The sequence below is a fragment of the Oligoflexus sp. genome (genome assembly GCF_035638955.1).
GTDB lineage: Bacteria > Bdellovibrionota_B > Oligoflexia > Oligoflexales > Oligoflexaceae > Oligoflexus.
This window is the reverse complement of record NZ_DASQYZ010000500.1, coordinates 11,995-29,147: the sequence shown is the minus strand read 5'-3', so window position 1 is coordinate 29,147 and position 17,153 is coordinate 11,995. Positions and strand designations below refer to the sequence as shown.

The following is a 17,153-nucleotide window of genomic DNA, read 5'->3' as shown; positions in this document are numbered from 1 at the left end:
CTGGGGGCCCTGTGCTCGGGGGTCTTACCGGGCCAGGCAAATAATTACGGGCACAAAGAATTAGGAGAGCCTCGATTAACCCTGCGTATTGATGTCCTTATTCGATCGCAAATGAAACGGGGAGGTATGGGCGCCCGGAACTTCAGCCGTGCTGCAGTTTGATCCGATAAGAAGGGGTCCATCGTTTCAGGAGGATTCATGAAATCGGCGATCAGCTGTTATGCTGCGTGCTTCCTTATGCTGCTGGCCTGCAAAGGGATCAACTTTGCGGAGCGTCGTGACAGTTCCGGCACAAAGGCAGCGAGCGATAGCGCGCGTGACGACGCAGACGATACCGAAGAGACTGTGGCCTCGGAGCCTGTCTCGGTAGGCGGAGCATTTCTGGGCTGCTTCCTGGATCCGCAAATCGAACCTGACCTTATGAAAGACTTCAACGAAACTCCGGACTCAGTTTCAGTTGGCTGTCAGGCCTTCGACAACGCTGATTTCACTCGTGTCCTAGGGCGCGGCAAGCTGGTCCTGGACGGAGTGGACATACAAACCTCGCGCGGCTCCCAGCCACTGGCCTTCAAGGCGGTTGACAACCATCCGCGCTGGTCGTGGCTCCTGCGGGTTCCTGCGGCCACATGGCAAAGGAAACTTTATTTTAATATTCGCGCCAGCGCGGAGAGCAGCCCTATACGCCTTCTTGTGGAGCTGCTGGATATCCTGCCTGCTGCGGTGGCTGCCGAACCTTTGGGATTGTCAGGTGGCAGTTATAAGCTTCGGGTGAAAGGTTCAACCCAATGCCTCGCGGGCAATGCGGCATGGGCTTATGATTCTATTGCGCGTAAACCCATTACGGAAAGCCTTCAACTCGTAGAATGTGCCAATGGTTTCAATTTTCAATTTCTGAGTTTCCAGAACGGTTTTCGATTCTTTGTCTCTCATCCCGAACCGCCCACGTGTGATACGGAAACAACGCCTGCTGAAGTGTGCGGTCAGAGCTGTGTGGATCTGGAAAACTTTGGATTGGGGCCTCGGTTTGTATTTTGGGTCTGCACGCGCTCTGTCGAAGCCCAAAGCTTCAGCCTTGTTCCAGGGGCCAAGGGCGCTGTTCGTTTGCAAGCCAATGGCCGCTTTATTCTTGTCAATGATAATCTGCTGCTGCCGGATTTGGCCACAGCTGCAGAATTCGAACTCATTCCCCATCGGGCCGGCGATTGACCTCGCACGTCAGGCCACAGCCCGTGCTGTCTGATGCAGCCGGGTCCAGAGCTCCTGGGGCAGGTGAATATCCAAGGCAAAAGGCTGAAAGTCACCTTGAACTGTCAAGAGGTGAAGGCGCACATCACCCCCTGATTTGCGTACAATATCCCGAACGGCCGCCAGTCCAACGCCTCGTCCGGAGGTGTTGGATACTGTATCGCGCGTGGAAAGGTCCGGTACAAAAGCGAGTTCCGCGATGGTCTGCACCGAACTCGACGCTGTGATCAGGCTCCGCTTGAGGCCCCTGGCTCGCAACTCGTGCAAAGCCAGTCCTCGACCGTCGTCCTGAAACCGGATGACAAGATCATTGCCACTCACTCCAGCTGTCAGTTCAATACGTCCCGCCTCGGGCTTGCCTTGACTTTTCCGCGCCTGGGCTGATTCCAGACCATGATCCAAACTATTGCGCAGGAGATGAATGACCACACCGAGCAGGGCATCATAGCCATCCTGTGTGATGCCAAAGCCTTGAGCGTCAATGAATATGTCAGGCCGGGCTTTGCCCAGGTCATCCGCCAGGCGCGAGCTGGATTTTAAACTTTCCTGAAGAGCTGCAGCGAGGGGTTGGTAAAGAGTCTGCTCCAGCTCCTGAGCATGCTGAATCAAATCACGTTCCAAAAGATCCTTGACCATGCGGCGCACGAAACTCGCTTTCAACTCGACCATCTCGCCTGCATCCCATTTGCGTCCCAGTTTGGTGACGGCTAAGCTTTGGTAGGCCTTCACCTCCGTTTCCAAATGACCCAAAGCCGTGAGCATGTCAGCTTTCGAAAGCAGCCGTGCTTCATTTTCCAATGTGTGGCACATATCTGATACGTCATTGAAAAAGAGGGATCGGGCATTCCCTTTGAGCGTATGAATATTCATCAGTATCAATTGAACATTCTTTCTGTCATCCGTGGAATCTTCCAGGAGGCCTCTGCATTCCACCAGTGCCTGATGAGCCTGGCGCAGAAAGGAATGGAACCTTGGGGCCGGAACATCGAGTATCCTTTTGATCCTTGCCATTTCATGCTTTTGAGATTCCGCTTCATATTCCAATGTCAAAAGACGAGTGCTGTCATGCACGGTCACCAAAACTTTTTCCACAAGGCCTTGATCATCGCAGACGGGATTCCAGAGCAGGTTGAGAATGCGCTGCTCCCCTTCGCATATCACGACCACCTGATCCACAAAGCAGTGCCGGTTGATTTCAAAGGCCAGAACCTCTTCGCCGATGGCATGCAGGAGCGCGGCCTGGATCTGGGACTTTTGATCGTCTGAAATCAGGGCGTGATCAAAGAGCAGATCAAGAGCCTTTTGTCCTTCAATGTCCCGACTGCGAAACAGCGTTTCCAGCGAACGCGAATAATCGCGGTGCACCAGGAGCCCAGGTACAATGGAAAAGACGCCTAAGGGGATGTGTTCCATGATCGATCGGATATCGCGGGTGTTGATCAGGACCTGTTCTTCCACGTGCTCAATCTGATAGGCCAGCTGTTCATTGGCCACCTTCAGAGCCAGACGCATCTGATTCAAGCGATCGGCCAGGGCAAAGGAGAGGATGGTGACTTCAAATAACGAACCGAGCTGGAGTCCCTTTTCCGTAAAAAAATTCGATTCGATGAATCCCAGCGAGAGAAGACCGTAAGCAAAGGTCCCCAGCAGAAGACAGGCCCAGGCAGCCGCGTAAAAATAGGCCTCCCGTTGCCGTCGCCAAAGTCCCCGTAAGGTTATGGCAATCAAAAGGCATGAGGTGAGAGTGCTCAGCCCGGTGAAAAAGATTCCGACCACATAATAGGGGAAAAGAAAGACCGTGGGGGTCATAGTCAGCAGAGCCGGCAGGATCCAGAGAATGTGCCGATGGACCCTCGGATCGCGTTGCTTCAAATTCATGAAAAAGGTCGCAAAGTACACGCCAAAAACATTGGCGCCCAGGATCGTGAGCAGAGTGATCTTGTTATTCCAAAAAACTGGATTCGGTGAAGACGTATTGAAGCAGAATGCCTCCGTCAGAAGCCAGATAACCAGCGGTGCAGCTGACGAACACGCAATAAAAGAGATAAGAGCGACTCCGGGTTCCTATATACACAAACATGTTGTAGATCACCATGATGATAATGCCACCATAGTAGAGCCCCTGGAGCAACTGCTGCGACTGCTGCGATGCACGGAACGTCTCGGGTTCCCAGATTTTGACCGGAAAACGTAAGGGATTGTCCGTCAGGGTTCGCATATAGAGCTGCAGCTGCTGGCCCGGTTCAAGTTGTAAGGGAATGGCAAAGTTGAGGTGATGGATCGGCCTGGATGGACCCGACGCGTCGGTGCCCATGCGGAACGTGTTGACCACCTCGCCCTTGGCATTGACCACATAGAGGTCAACGACCTCCAATCGGGGATACGCGACCTCAAATATAATAGACGAGGCCGAAGGGGAAGGATTTTCCAGCTTCGCATAAAACCAGACGGCGTTGGATTTAAAGCCCATGTTCGGTTGAAAACTATGAGTTTCGTGAAAGTCGACGCCTGGTTTTTGGATCAGTTCGTCAATTGTGATGGGTCGATCCTCAATGCGATAGCGCAAACCGTCGCCGATAAACGCAACCTGAGGGCTGGCCGAAAGCGCGGACGCCAGGGATACTAACAACCCGAATGTCGATACAAGACGGATGAAGAGGTCCATGGTGCTCCCGGTTTTTCCAACTCACAATTCATTAAGGATACGGTAAAGTGCCAGGAGTCTGCAATTGCGCGTGTCACTGTCTTTTTCGGGATCAAACGAATGAAATCAAAGAACATAGCGAAGCATTTTGCTGAAAAAACAACTCAGGACCTTTGCAGGTTTTTGCAAGAAACCAACAAAACCAAACAATTTATGACAACATAAATGCATCAGGATAGCGACGTATGCGGACTGATAATGTTAGGGGGACTTCGATCGTGAGAATCCGTAATCTCCTGTTATTCATTATTTTTCTCGTCCAACTCTGGGGCCAGACGGGTTATGCAGCTGCGGGGCAGGCCGCTCAGGGTGGAACCGTATCCTTGCACCATTGGACGCCGGACGTGCCGCTGCGATTAAATGGGGAATGGTATTTCTTTGCCAATGAACTGCTCACTCCCCAGGAATTTGTCAAACGCATCGAAACGCCTGGGACTCAACCTCAGCTGGTTGAAGTCGGCGTGTCTTTCGAAGAAGCCGCGCCCGGTCGGATGAAGAATATTGGCTATGCGAGCTATGGGCTTCGGGTGAAGGGATCACCCAGGGATGCGATGCTGGGTTTTGCAGGAATACAAGCGTATACGTCGGCACGTGTTTATGTTTTTCGCGCCGATGGTGCAGGCGCCGCCGAGCCCCTGCAGAGGATTGGTGACGTGACGACCCAGGCCGGCACATCCGGTCCGCAAATTTATACCAACACTGTCGAACCTCTCGTGATGACGAGTGACCAGGACTATTTCTTTCTGATCCAGGTGAGTAACTTTGATCATATATGGGGCGGGCTGTGGGTACCTCCTGAAATTGCTTCCATCAAGGTCCTGCAGAGATATCAGATGCTCCGTGATCGCAGCACGTTTTGCCTTATAGGAGCCCTGCTGCTGGCGGCCTTTTATAATTTTAGCCTGTTCAGCCGACGTTCCGAAGATAAAGGGTCTTTAGTCCTTTGTATAATGGCGCTGGTTCTGGCCGTGCGTACGGCTACTCCGAGTATCTTTGGGGATAATCTGTTCGGCAATTTTGATTTCAGCTATTCTCTCGGGTTCCGCACTGTGTATTTGTCCAGCGTTTTAACGCCCATGCTGGCCATCATGTTTCTCCGCTGCTATTTCCCGAGGCATGTGACCAGGGGTATGCAAAACGGGGTGGTTGGCAGCATGACGCTTTTTGCCATTTTTTTCGCTCTGACACCTGTTCGTATTTTTAGTGTCATCGGGTTCGCCTCACCTTATATAGGTTTGGTGGCTGGAGCAGCCTGTGCCTACTGCTCGGTCCGTGCTGCCTTCAATCGTGAAGCCGGGGCTTTTCTCATTTGTTTGGGCGGGCTGCTTGTTCTGTTTGGAGGCGCCGTGGATACGTTGAACCAGCAGGCCGGTAAGCAGTCGCCGGTGAATTTCATGAGCGTTGGCCTGACTTTCTTTATCATGGCCCAGAGTCAGATTGTTGGGATGTATTTCGCCACGGCCTTCCGTCGCGCGGAGCATCTGGGGCGCGCGTTGCAGTCCGAGGTGGAAAAGCAGACCCGCGATATTAAACTCATTCTCGCCAATATCCAGCAGGGAATTTTTACTCTGGTCGGATCGGGCCACGTGGTGGGTCCTCAATTTTCGGACCATCTGAAACACATCGTGCATCGCGATGATATCGCCGCGTCCGATGTGGATGAGCTTTTGCTCCAGCGTTCGAATCTGAGTAGTGATAGCAAAGCGCAGGTTCTTTCGGCTTTGCACTCATCCTGTGGTGAGGACGTCATTTCGTTTGAAACCAATTCCCACTGCCTGGTCCGGGAGATGGACTACACACCCGTCGGCTCAGATGAAGCGAGAGCTTTGGAACTCGACTGGACGCCAATTGTGGATAAACAGGACAGGGTGGAAAAAATCCTGGTCTGTATGCGCGATGTCACAGAAATTCGATCGTTAAAGCGGAAAGCTCAGAAGCAGGAAGAAGACATGCGCATGATTCAGGAGATCCTGCGCATTTCCGAGGATCGCTTCCGCATGTTTATCCACAAGAGTCGCGAGTACCTGCTGCATAATCGCCAGCTCATTGAAGGAGGTGGCCAGAACGGATCAACCGATGCGGTCCGACAGCTCTTTATGAATATGCATACGTTGAAGGGAGCGGCTCGAACCTATTTCCTGCATTCCATCGCATCGATGAGCCACGACATAGTGCAGTCCTACCATGCCCTGCAACACGAGAAGGATACCTGGAATCAGGGGCGTTTATTGCAGGATTTGGAACGCATCAGCGCTCTGATCGACCACTACGCGCAGCTTGGTCGCGAGCGTATGGGGGGGAACAAGGAAAGCTCCATCGGCCTGACCAGGTCCAGGGCTCTCGAAAGCTTGAATCGCATGAAGACTCTGTTGCATGAAAAGTTGAGTCCGGCTGCACAGGACATTCTGCAGGAAGTGGAGGGGACACTGGCGGAAGGCTGCTACAGTTCCCTTAAGGACATCGTGGACGATGCCTGCAAAAATATGGACGCACTTGCGCAGGAGCTGAAGAAGGCTGTTCCAGAGCTCCGGCTTCCTGGACAGCCGATCGTTTTGAAGGATCAAGGCGCTGAGGTCCTCCACAGCATTTTCGGTCATCTCTTGCGTAACTCCCTCGATCACGGTCTTGAGACGCCGACCGAAAGGCAGAGTCTTGGTAAGCATCCTGCAGGAACCATTATCATGGAAGCCGTAGCCGTCCATGACGCCCTTATCCTTTACTTTGGTGATGATGGTCGGGGTCTTGATCTGAGAAAAATTGAAGAACGGGGACGGCAGCGTGGTTTGCTCGACCGGATGCAGACCTATTCGGATGAGTCCGTTGCCGAGCTGATGTTTCAGTCTGGATTCTCGACCAAGGATGATATCACGGAGATCTCTGGACGAGGAGTTGGCATGGATGCTGTGCGGAGTTACTTGAATGCCGCCGGTGGGGATATTGTCATCGAATTTTTGAATGTCGCCGATTCTCAGCGTCGGCGCGCCTTCCGTTTTGTGATGCGCTTGCCGAATGAGTTGTGGTGGAAACCGGCTTTAAGTTCAAAAGGCAGTCTCCCGCTGCAGCGTATTTCGTGATCGCGATCCTTGTCCGTCTGGCATACGTTGGGTGTCGGACGCTGCGAAACCTTGACGAGGCTGGCAAGGACCAGCTGTGTCCTCAGGAACACTGCTGTAGCCAAGCCTTTTGCCCTTAGCATGCGGTAAGACATTTATTTCACTGAAAAATCATGTGGTCTGGGTCTTGCTCCTTATCCTGTCGCGAAGTTGTTTCGCAGCTCAGGCATCAAGGAGAAATACAATGGTTCGTACGCTCGCAATTATGACAATGACCGCTCTTGTGGCTTCCAGCGCTCTCGCCGATGAAATCGCAATCAAACCTAAAATTATTAGTAGCCAGATCAAGACTGACGCCGAACGACTCAGTGTTAATGGTATCAACATGAATCTGGAGAATGATAATTCCGATGATTCCACCAACGGCCTTGGCTTTGGTGTGGACTTCGAATTTAAACTCGCCGATCGTGCGAAACTTGGCAGTGAAGTCTCTTACACGACCTATGAAGAAGACGACTCCGAGGCCACTGACCTGGCCCTAGGTGGATTCCTGGCTTATGATTTCATTGCTCAGGATAACCTCAGTGTTTACGGTAAGGCTGGTCTGAGTTTGCACTCATTTGCCCTTGAAGAATTCGAATCGGCTTCGCTCCTGAACACGGACCTTGGCTTGGGCGTTGCGTTCAACGTGGCTCCTTCGGTCGATTTAGGCGGCGAATACAAATACAGCACCACCCTCGGAAAAGGTGACATGAGTTCCGAAGAATCGAGCTCCGTGGAACTCAAGGATTTCTCGATCCAAAGAAACGATATCTCGGTTTTCATGGCATTCAAATTCTGATTCTGATCCCTTGTCCTTAGGGGCGCTCGTGCGATAGGAATCGCGGAGCGCCCCTTTCTTTGTTTATTCCCTTTCACTTGCCATTTGCTTGATCTTCCCGGATTCTGCCCTTCACAACTTCAGGAGGGCAGGGACTTGCGGCATATCATGGTTAGGAAAACTGGCGGCGCTGAGCGTTTGCTCCTGGAAAATATTGAGGATCCCGAACCTGGCGCAGGCAACCTGCGTATTTCTGTTAAGGCGGTTGGGATCAACTTTGCTGACATCCTGGTCAGGCAGGGCCTCTATAACGATGTGCCGGGTTATCCTATTGTGCCGGGATATGAGATCGCTGGGGTTGTGGATCGAGTCGGCGCTGGCGTGTTGAGTGACTGGATGGGTCAGGAGGTCTTTGGTCTCACTTTCTTTGGTGGTTATGCCGAGAAAGTTTGCCTGCCCTTGGATAATGTCTTTCGTAAGCCTCACGATGTTTCGTTTGCGGTGGCCTGTGGTCTGCCGACGACGTATGCCACAGCCTATCAACTTCTGATTGTCATGGGTGCCTTAAAACTTGGGGAGAGGGTTCTTATTCATAACGCAGGCGGCGGCGTGGGCCTGGCGGCTATCGACCTGGCTCGTGACATGGGTGCCGAGATTTATGGAACGGCCAGTGCGAAAAAGCATGAGTTCCTGCGGGCCCGAGGTTTGACCCATCCCATAGACTACAATACCTGTGATTGGGAACGTGAATTTTCGGCGTTGACGCAGGGTCAAGGCGCCCACCTTATTATTGATCCTTTAGGTGGGAAGAGTTTTCGGAAAAGCTTTCGATCCCTGGCTCCCACAGGGAGGCTCGGGATGTTTGGTATCTCGGAAGCTTCACAATCGAATCCAGGCAGAACTTCGGGAAAGTTGTCTTGCAGCTCTAAATTCCCGGGGATTGATTCAACAGTACGGAAATCTGATTGGTCGTTCCGTGAGTAACAACAGCATCCAGTCGGCTGTCGCCGTTCAGATCAACCAGAATAACCTTGCTGGGGCTGGTTCCGGTTCCAAGGGCAAACGTTTCGACAGATCCAAACGTCCCGTCGCCATTGCCAAGGTAGATGTTTAAGGAGTCTGGAGCCCCAGCCGCAATCACCAGAATATCGGCTTTGCCATCGCCATTCACGTCACCTGATGTCACGGCTTTCATGCCTTCCATAGTATCGAAACTACTCGCCGTAAAGGTCGCAGCTGTTGCGCTGGTGGTCGTCGTATTGATAAACACACCGACTTTATCGGTGCCAGCTGTAGGACAGGCCGCAATGAAATCCGGTTTGCCGTCACCGTTGAAGTCGTTTGGACTTACGGTAGCGTTGTTGGTACAGGTAAAAGCTGTATTGGTGTTGATCCTGTTCGCTGTTTGAAATGCAGGTGTTCCGGTGACGGTCGTATTATTAAGAATGACGCTCACAATTCCACCGTACCCTCCACCCGTGACGACATCGGGCTTGCTGTCGTTATTGAAATCAGCGACCGCCACAGTCCATGGATGGGTGTTTCCAGTATAGATGGAGCTGTCAGGATTGAAGAGGAAGGTTGTTGCAAATATGACAAAAGTTCCCGGAGTTCCACTTTGATTTAAATAAATAACAAGCTTGTTGCCGTTGCCCTCGCCTATGACAATATCCTTGAGGCCATCCGCATCAATGTCGGCAATCGTCACTGCCCTTGGCCCCGAGACGCCAGGGCTGTAACCCGTTGGTATATTGTTGGCAAACGTGAGCGTCGAAGCATTGGCGCTGGTGGTATTGGTGAGGACACTCAACATGTTACTCCCCCATGCACCCCAGATGACATCAGGCTTGCTGTCATTGCTCACGTCTTCCATCGCGATCATGGCGGAATTGATGTTCGCAAAGGAGCCTAAACTGTTGGGTGAATTGGCAACATCCTGCTTCGTAGCGAACGTGCCATCCCCATTGCCGAGCAGGTGGCTGACGCCCTTGCCCGTGTAGAGTGCGACCGCAAGGTCGATTTTGCCGTCGCCGTTTAAATCACCTGCTGCGACACCTTCAGGATCGGCTCCAGTATTGAAAGTGACGGCGTTTGCAAACGTGGGGATGTTGATGGTGTAAGTCACAGAATAGACTTCAGACAGAGCCCAGCCGGTCTTATACGCGATGACTTTGAGGGTTTTTGACGTTGTCAGCGAGATCGGCGCTAGGTAGAGCATGCCGTGGCTTGATGTAGGAATCGAGCCGTCGACTGTATATCTTAGAGTGGCACCGCTGGTCATCGTGCTCAGTGCAATTGAAATCGCCGCCGAGTAGGTTCCACCCAACACGGAAGCAATCGGCGTTGCGACCGCTTCCGCGGTTCCGGCATTGGCCTGAATACCACCCTGAACCTCATCGCTCTGAATCAAAGTGGTAACGGTATTTTGCGCACTGGCTACGACTTCAGCCGTGGCTCCTCCTTTTTCAAGGCCGGATGTAACGCTTTCGGCAATGCTGTTGGTGAATGTTGTAACTGAATCACCCGTGATGATGCCTGCGGTTTGCAGGCTCTCCAATCCTTTAACAGCTCCTGTACTGGCTGCGAGGATGGCCTCGGTGCCTTCTTCAGTGTCCATGGCTCCTGATTGCATCAGCGAGCCTGCTCCTGTCAGGGCCCCTTCTATAAGGCTTGCTGCAATTTGGGTCGCGAACGCCGGATCGGTGATACCGGCTTCTGCAATCTGGGCGATTCCACTTTCCACAATCGCGGATACAGCTGATCCAATCTGATCTGTTTCAAAGCCGCCGCTGCTGAGGGCAAGAACAGCCTGGTTGGCTACGGCAGACATAGCGTCTGCCAAAGATTCGTTGGAGTTGGCGGCCAATGACTGCGCTCCATTCATGGATGATTTCACAACGGCCTTGAGTGCATCGTTTCTCAATTCGGGCGTGTTCAAGCCAACCTTTGACAGAACGCCTACCGCGGCTCCTGCAATGGATCCCATGGCATCCATGGCACTGGCCGTGCTCATGTTATTTCTTGTCAAACCGGAGGCAGCGCCGGAAATTATCAAATCAATGGCACCTGATTGCATAATTGTTTCGGCTGACAATCCTGCGGCGCTTAAACCCTGAAGCGCGGATCCTGCGACGTCGCCCGACAGACTGCCTAGCGAGCCAGTTTCGAATCCAGGAGCCCCCAGCGCGGCAACGGCGCCTTCGGCAACCATTCGGGCACCTGACCCTATGCTGGCGCTTTCAAGGCCAGCTTCGGGCAAAGCGCCAACTGCAGTCAGGGCCACGGCCGATACCGATTCCTTCGCGTTGTCTCCGACCAGGTTTGCACCTGGGAGTGATGTAACGGCTGCATAGGTCATTTCACTCAAGACGTCCAACGTTTCTTCTGTGGTCATCTCGCTGGTTCGACCTTTGAGGGCGGCCGAGGTTCCTGAGATTATGTGTTTGGCAAGATCCACTCTTTTTTTGGAGGACACCAGGTCGGCACGAGGATCCGATAAACGGAGAATAGCGCCACGAATAATGGGAGCTGCCACCACCGTTGGCGCTGCGATCTCAATGTCAGAGGTGAGCCCGGAGCGTGCCTTGAAACCGGTCTCAGTGATAATAAGAGTGCCCACGGCCGTGTTCATTTCTGCGGCGGCGCCTTCAGCGATCACGCCCACAACTGTGCTATCGTAAGTGGCATTCAGTTCACCACAGAGGTCTTGGATCATTTCATTACCAATGGCTAATATACCAGCGCGTGCGGCCTCTTCATCCTGGGCCGGATCACTGATCAGATTCGCCAGGTCTTCAGGCGCCACGAGAGCTGTGCAGGGCGCTGTTGTTCCCTTGCGATGGGATGATGTTGAGGCTTTAAAGGGGTCACAACCCGCAGGAAAGATGACAAACAGAGCCAATGCCGCGGTAAGAAGATGATTTTGAGGCGACATCGATAGTTCCCCTGCGATTGGTATACCCTGAGTGCTCGGACGATAAGCAGGATGCCTTGAGACATCTTCTTAGACGAAGCTTTTATTTTGATTGATGTTTCATATGGTAAGCGGGCCGTGAAATATCAATATTTGACAAGACTCACGTAATATCGCTGTAATTCTCCGCCTGGATTTCAGGGAAAAATGCTTTGGCGAGTCCTGGGGTAAGTACGCTATAGCAACCTGCTCTCATTGACTTAGCCTGATTTCAAGGTGCTTTAGGAATTCACGCCCGGCCGAGCATCCCATCGAGCCTGTTCCTCTAAGCTTCCATGTAATTATTGTTGGTTGTTAGGTGAATTAGCTGTCTATATAATGCAGCGGTATATTGGTCTTAAAATGGTCGCAAGCGGCTCAGAACCAGGCTCGAAAGGCTGCAGGAAGAGATGTCTACCATGCAACTCACTAAATTCATTCAGAAGAATCACAAAAGTATTATTAAAGCCTGGGTCGATTTTGCTCGAACCATGCAACCTTGGGCCCAAGGGATGAGCGAGAAGGACCTTCAGGACCATGCTGAGGAACTTCTCGTAGCCGTTGTTAACGACATGAATTCCCCGCAGAGCAAGAGTGAGCAGTCCGAGAAGTCGCAAGGCAACGGCATGGACGGAAATCTCGTCATAGCCGGTCAACAGCACGCCTCCACGCGTTTGCAGAGCGGGCTTAGTTTGACTCAACTTGTATCGGAATTTCGAGCGTTGCGCGCCAGTGTTCTGCGCCAATGGGAGGAAGAACAGGGTGCCGAATCGGATGAGGTAACCCGGTTCAACGAGGCGATCGACGAAGCGCTTGCGACCTCTATGACTCAGTATTCTGAAGCGGTCGACACCACCAGGGAGCAATTCCTGGCCATCCTCAGCCATGACCTGCGCAATCCGCTTGGCGCGATCATTATGGGGGCACAGCTTCTGAATGATCCTGAAACCGAGGACACGGCGGACATAGCTACGGTCATACTCAACAGCGCCGAACGTATGAGTCGGATGGTGAGCGACCTCCTGGACCTCACGCGCACGCGCCTGGGAACCGGGATTCCGATCGCAACGAAACCGATGGACCTGGCATCGGTTTGTCAGCAAGTCTTCGCCGAATTCCACGCTTCACATGCGCCTGATCATAGGATTCATTTTGAATCTTTCGGCGATCTTCGTGGAGAATGGGATGCCGATCGACTGGCTCAGGTTCTTTCCAACCTTATCGCCAATGCATTGCAGTACGGATCAGCAGCAAAACCCGTGAGTCTGGTCGCCCGCGACCGAGGACAGGAGGTTGAGTTGCAAGTCCACAACGAAGGTTCGCCCATTCCTGAAAGTTCGCTTAAGACTATTTTTGCACCTATGGTTCGCCACAAGTCTGGTGCCTCAGGTGTTGACAAGAACGTTAGCGGGCTCGGTTTGGGTCTCTATATTGCGAACGAAGTCGTACTTTCACACAGTGGAACGATAAGCGTAACCTCGACCGAGTCGAGTGGGACTACTTTTACAGTGACGCTGCCGCGTCTTTCAACTGCCAAGACACCACAGCAGCCTACTCTGGGTATGCCCGACTCCAGTTGCTGATCCTGGCCTCCCTCATGCGAGGCATAAGCTTGACTGGATGAGACCGGGTTTTTCTGATCAGGCCCTCTATTCAAAAAACATGAGAAAGTTATTGTAGCTGCCTGGAAAATGCAGATCGCTTTGGAGGCAGCAAAGTCGCATCTCGAGCGTCGATAGTATGTTGCGGTAAATTACATGTCCTTGATGAATAGGAACCATTCATGTTCAAAATGAAAACAATCTTTGTTTCTGGCACTTTTCTTCTCTGTCCTGCGTGTGCAACAACGAATGGCGCGATGAACACGGTCATGGAGCGTGCGACGTTCGACTTAAACTGCGATGCCAGCCAGGTTAAGGTTGTGGAACTCAGCAGCGCGCAGGTGGGCTATGTCAGGACAATGGGCGCCAGCGGTTGCGGACGCAAGGTCGTCTATCTGGTAAAAGGTGATGGCGTCAATGGTTATGTTGCCACCCTCAATTCTCCGACCGGGAATCAAGAAAGCAGTAAATAGTCGGTAGAAAAGCCTCCCCGTGGGGAGGCATGAGCTTACTGGTTGCTGGGTGTGGTGATCAATCCTTCTGTTCGTAAAACATGAGAAAGCTATTGGTCGCGGCCTGGAAAATGCAGATCGCATTGACGATTCTGGGATCGTTGAAATGCTGTTCGAACATCCATTGGTTGGCAAAGGTTGTACAGGCGGTATAGTCGGCAAAAGCGTTTAATGGATGCCAGCTCGCGGAGGCAGGAGCAGCATGGATAGAGATTCCCAGGATACCCGCGAGTGAAAAATTCTTGATGATTGATTTCATGATATGGTCCTATCAAAATGAGAAAAAAATCAGGTGCGGTCTAGTCTCTGAACCATGTGAAAACATAGGAGTTCCCACCTCGTAGGTGATCCTGCACGCCATGAATATTGTACATATTGTGGTGGGCGCCGAAGGTTTTCGCTTTCCACAGCTGCAATCCTCTGGAATTCACTTGGTCGAGTGAAATTTGGGCACTCGAATAAGTCTGAGAATCTTGCGCCTGGCAGAGGACTATTTCGTTCGATTGAATACCCTTCCACCAACTCAAACCCGACAAAATCAATTGAACTTCAATTTTATCTGATGGTGCTCCTCCGGGTAGCTCAGATACCTGAATGTAATCTCCGTCGGGTAGCCTGTGCTGCCCGTCCAGTTGTTCCCAGCTAATGTCATGGCTTGAGGCAGCTAGAGCTGAGGAAGCGCCAATCGCGTTGATGCCAACGACGAGTGCGAAACCAGTTAATAGTGAACGACGATTTAAAAATGATTTCATGATATTTCTATTCTCCTGAGTTGAAATTGAAGTGGACAGAGCTAACTTTGCAAGTTGCTTACCACTGTGAATATGGGATTTCGTGGAATGGTGAGATAGGCGGAAGTTGCTTGCACCAATGGATGAGTGGTGTCTTAGGGGACTATATATAAAGCAAAAAAGAAAAGTAGAGTCCCATTTTTTGGATTACGCTGGGCGGAAATCGGGATCGGTTATCTCGTGATCGGGCGCCTTCCACACGGGGCTAATAAAAACTATATCCCAATGCATTAAAGTCAAACGTCATTCGTCTTTAATACTACCTGCTTCATCTCCCTTGTCGAGGTGTGGACATGAGTCATTTTCATGGTGGGGGCTTCATCGCAGCAACCTGAAAACCTGTGCCTAAATAAATCAAAGCAGCTCATTGGTTTGGATCTTTAGAACGAAATAAGCTCTCAAGATATCGCTGCTTTTGCTCTCCTAAGCCGTTTTTAATATATAGGCCTCGGCCTGGAATCATGAATATTGAGGAGCTTATGAACCTTTCCCGTTTTGCTTGCATTATCCTAGTGCTTACCGCTTGCCAAAGGTCGGAACAGACCAGCGAAACCAAGCATCTCATGGAAAACGGGCTCCGCCGTGATGCTACGGTTGATGAGGCCAAATCGGTGGTGCAGCTGGATGGTGGATGCACCGCCTTTTTCATCAAGAACGAAGCGGGACTTCCGCTCTTGGGGACAGCCCGACACTGCTTTGCCGGTGATGGCGAGATTGAAGGCTGGTGTGCAGCTGAAGGCGCCTTCCATGATTTTGCAGGAAACATCGGTACTTGCGAGAAAGTTATCGCGACCGATCCTCGGTACGACTTTGTGGTCTTTCAGGCGAAGTATGAGCATCCCGTCGAGAGGCCTCTGAACCTCACGACCTATACCCCTCCTCAAGGCACGCCTTTGCAGCTTATAGGATTTCCCGCGGACGAAGCACGCAAGGGGAACGCCACAACTTCGGAGAACTGCGAGATCACTACGGACGCTGGCGAGGGCCAGCTTGTCATGTCATATGAGGGCCTCACGCTTGGCCATAACTGTTCGACCTGGGGCGGCAACAGCGGCGGTCCGATGGTGATTGAAGGGACCTTGGATGTCATCGGCTTGCCACGATCCTATGTTCCAAGCTATTTACTGTGGACGACAAGCAGCGCTCGAGACGGACGGCTTGCGGAGCTGGATATGGTGCGGACGCTTATCGATCTCCACCGGGCCATCTTCGACGAATACAAAGTCAGCATTCATCATTATCCGATCTTCAGCGATGAGACCCCTGTCCGTCGTGAGTTATCACCCGCAGAGCAGGCGTTTGCGCAAGAGTGCTTTAAACAGCGCAATGGTGAAGCCTACAAGGCCCTTCTTGAGTTGACGAAGACCACCAGCTGTCCTGCAGCTGCTCAAAGGCTTTCGCAGGTCAGCGAGCTGGCCTTGCCTGGCAAGAGACTCCGCAATCTGGATTTTCTGAAGACAGGCATCTTTGATCGCAACCTGCGCGCGCTTTATATTCAGGACAATCATCTCACAACGTTCGACGGCATTCAGAGCCTGACTCAACTCAAGATCCTCGACGCTTCTGTCTATCAGTGGGGGACATCAAGAATCGAGAGCATCGAGCCACTTTCGGGCACAAAGGTCACGCATCTCTACCTGAGTCAAACCGGTTTCAAGGACATTGAGCAGCTGGCGCTCGTCCCCGAACTTGTGGAACTTCAGATCGGTGGCAACGGGATTGAAAGTCTCGAAGGACTCCGCCGTGTTAGGTTGCCTGCCCTTCGAACCCTTTACATCGACGGCAATGCCTTGACGTCATTGAAGGGGATAGAGGCCCTGCCTTATGTATTCACACTTATGGCCAGTAACAACGCTTTGACTGATATCAGTAGCTTGCGTTTTTTAAAGTATGTTCAGGACCTTTGGCTTGCAGACAACCAACTGAGTGATGTGGCAGCCGTTTCCAAGCTGCCGTCGCTCTCGGTTCTGAATCTCATTGGGAATAAGATTGAAGGTGACGTGGAATTCAAAGGCCTGCGTGCTCTTCGCCAGATCTATGTGTCAAGGAACAACATTAAATCATTAAGAATTCAAAACCTGCCTGCGCTGTCAGATTTAATTGTCCAGAACAATGGCCTTGAACACTTGTCCATCGTGGAAACTCCCAATCTCATGAATCTGGCCTTGAATGGTCATACCCTTGCGGATCTTAACGGTATTGCGGTCTCGTCCCTCTCCTCCCTCGCATACTTGTGGGCAGGCGATGGCCTGGCTTTAAAAGATATATCGGTTTTGGAGCATGCTCCTAAGCTCACCTATATCAATATCGAGAATACCAGCGTGGATAATCTCTCTGTGCTGCGCAATAAGACGCTGACGAGTGGTCGCTTCAATGGGATTCCTCTCGGTACCACGATTGCAAAGACCGATGAGAATTGCCCGACCGATGCAGTTTCAGAGTATCTGCGGAATTTCTGTTTGCTGCGCTGAGAGG

12 protein-coding genes are annotated in these 17,153 nt (G+C 51.9%); 7 read left to right on the top strand and 5 right to left on the bottom strand.

The annotated features are described in order from the left end of the window. Positions 1-198: 198 nt before the first annotated feature. Positions 199-1,206, top strand: a complete 1,008-nt coding sequence (locus tag VE954_RS41275) for a hypothetical protein (protein ID WP_324964252.1) — start codon at positions 199-201, stop codon at positions 1,204-1,206. Between the two features lie 9 nt (positions 1,207-1,215). On the opposite strand, the gene VE954_RS41270 is transcribed toward VE954_RS41275, so the two are convergent. Beyond that, positions 1,216-3,243, bottom strand: coding sequence for a 7TM diverse intracellular signaling domain-containing protein (locus tag VE954_RS41270; RefSeq protein ID WP_324964428.1), 2,028 nt, complete (start codon positions 3,241-3,243; stop codon positions 1,216-1,218). Continuing rightward, a complete protein-coding gene (locus VE954_RS41265) occupies positions 3,188-3,910 on the bottom strand; it encodes a 7TMR-DISM family protein (RefSeq protein ID WP_324964249.1) in 723 nt (240 codons plus the stop codon). Before VE954_RS41265 ends, VE954_RS41270 begins: the two co-directional genes overlap by 56 nt. Positions 3,911-4,167: 257 nt before the next feature. On the opposite strand from VE954_RS41265, the gene VE954_RS41260 reads away from it, so the two are divergent. The 3 genes from VE954_RS41260 to VE954_RS41250 all read left to right on the top strand — a co-directional run bounded on the left by VE954_RS41260 (position 4,168) and on the right by VE954_RS41250 (position 8,806). Beyond that, positions 4,168-7,023, top strand: coding sequence for a 7TM diverse intracellular signaling domain-containing protein (locus tag VE954_RS41260; RefSeq protein WP_324964247.1), 2,856 nt, complete (start codon positions 4,168-4,170; stop codon positions 7,021-7,023). Positions 7,024-7,246: 223 nt separating this feature from the next. Then, positions 7,247-7,843 (top strand): outer membrane protein, encoded by a 597-nt coding sequence (locus VE954_RS41255; RefSeq protein ID WP_324964245.1) that lies wholly within the window; start codon positions 7,247-7,249, stop codon positions 7,841-7,843. A gap of 135 nt (positions 7,844-7,978) precedes the next feature. Then, positions 7,979-8,806: a quinone oxidoreductase family protein gene (locus VE954_RS41250; protein WP_324964243.1), complete on the top strand. Its 828-nt coding sequence runs from the start codon at positions 7,979-7,981 to the stop codon at positions 8,804-8,806. Here VE954_RS41250 and VE954_RS41245 read toward each other — a convergent pair. After that, complete coding sequence (locus tag VE954_RS41245; RefSeq protein WP_324964241.1) at positions 8,748-11,756, bottom strand: FG-GAP-like repeat-containing protein; 3,009 nt, start codon at positions 11,754-11,756, stop codon at positions 8,748-8,750. The two genes, VE954_RS41250 and VE954_RS41245, sit on opposite strands and share 59 nt — an antisense overlap. A 437-nt stretch (positions 11,757-12,193) precedes the next feature. Here VE954_RS41245 and VE954_RS41240 point away from each other — a divergent pair, with 437 nt between their 5' ends. Both VE954_RS41240 and VE954_RS41235 read left to right on the top strand, forming a co-directional pair. Beyond that, a complete protein-coding gene (locus VE954_RS41240) occupies positions 12,194-13,357 on the top strand; it encodes a sensor histidine kinase (protein WP_324964239.1) in 1,164 nt (387 codons plus the stop codon). A gap of 200 nt (positions 13,358-13,557) precedes the next feature. Continuing rightward, a complete protein-coding gene (locus VE954_RS41235) occupies positions 13,558-13,848 on the top strand; it encodes a hypothetical protein (protein ID WP_324964238.1) in 291 nt (96 codons plus the stop codon). A 58-nt stretch (positions 13,849-13,906) separates the two neighbouring features. Here the strand turns inward: VE954_RS41235 and VE954_RS41230 are convergent, their stop codons facing one another. Next, complete coding sequence (locus tag VE954_RS41230; RefSeq protein WP_324964236.1) at positions 13,907-14,146, bottom strand: hypothetical protein; 240 nt, start codon at positions 14,144-14,146, stop codon at positions 13,907-13,909. 40 nt (positions 14,147-14,186) lie between these two features. Beyond that, a complete protein-coding gene (locus VE954_RS41225; protein WP_324964234.1) occupies positions 14,187-14,639 on the bottom strand; it encodes a hypothetical protein in 453 nt (150 codons plus the stop codon). A gap of 518 nt (positions 14,640-15,157) precedes the next feature. Between VE954_RS41225 and VE954_RS41220 the strand changes: the two genes are divergently transcribed. After that, entirely contained in the window at positions 15,158-17,149 is a 1,992-nt protein-coding gene (locus VE954_RS41220; RefSeq protein WP_324964232.1) for a trypsin-like peptidase domain-containing protein, read from the top strand. The last annotated feature ends 4 nt before the right edge of the window (positions 17,150-17,153 follow it).

What these genes read in the sequence shown, in the direction of transcription:
- VE954_RS41240 (WP_324964239.1), top strand. Translation starts at nt 12,194, where the DNA reads ATGCAACTCACTAAATTCATTCAGAAGAATCACAAAAGTATTATTAAA.
- VE954_RS41225 (WP_324964234.1), bottom strand. Translation starts at nt 14,639, where the DNA reads ATGAAATCATTTTTAAATCGTCGTTCACTATTAACTGGTTTCGCACTC.
- VE954_RS41220 (WP_324964232.1), top strand. Translation starts at nt 15,158, where the DNA reads ATGAACCTTTCCCGTTTTGCTTGCATTATCCTAGTGCTTACCGCTTGC.
- VE954_RS41245 (WP_324964241.1), bottom strand. Translation starts at nt 11,756, where the DNA reads ATGTCGCCTCAAAATCATCTTCTTACCGCGGCATTGGCTCTGTTTGTC.
- VE954_RS41235 (WP_324964238.1), top strand. Translation starts at nt 13,558, where the DNA reads ATGTTCAAAATGAAAACAATCTTTGTTTCTGGCACTTTTCTTCTCTGT.
- VE954_RS41275 (WP_324964252.1), top strand. Translation starts at nt 199, where the DNA reads ATGAAATCGGCGATCAGCTGTTATGCTGCGTGCTTCCTTATGCTGCTG.
- VE954_RS41230 (WP_324964236.1), bottom strand. Translation starts at nt 14,146, where the DNA reads ATGAAATCAATCATCAAGAATTTTTCACTCGCGGGTATCCTGGGAATC.
- VE954_RS41255 (WP_324964245.1), top strand. Translation starts at nt 7,247, where the DNA reads ATGGTTCGTACGCTCGCAATTATGACAATGACCGCTCTTGTGGCTTCC.
- VE954_RS41265 (WP_324964249.1), bottom strand. Translation starts at nt 3,910, where the DNA reads ATGGACCTCTTCATCCGTCTTGTATCGACATTCGGGTTGTTAGTATCC.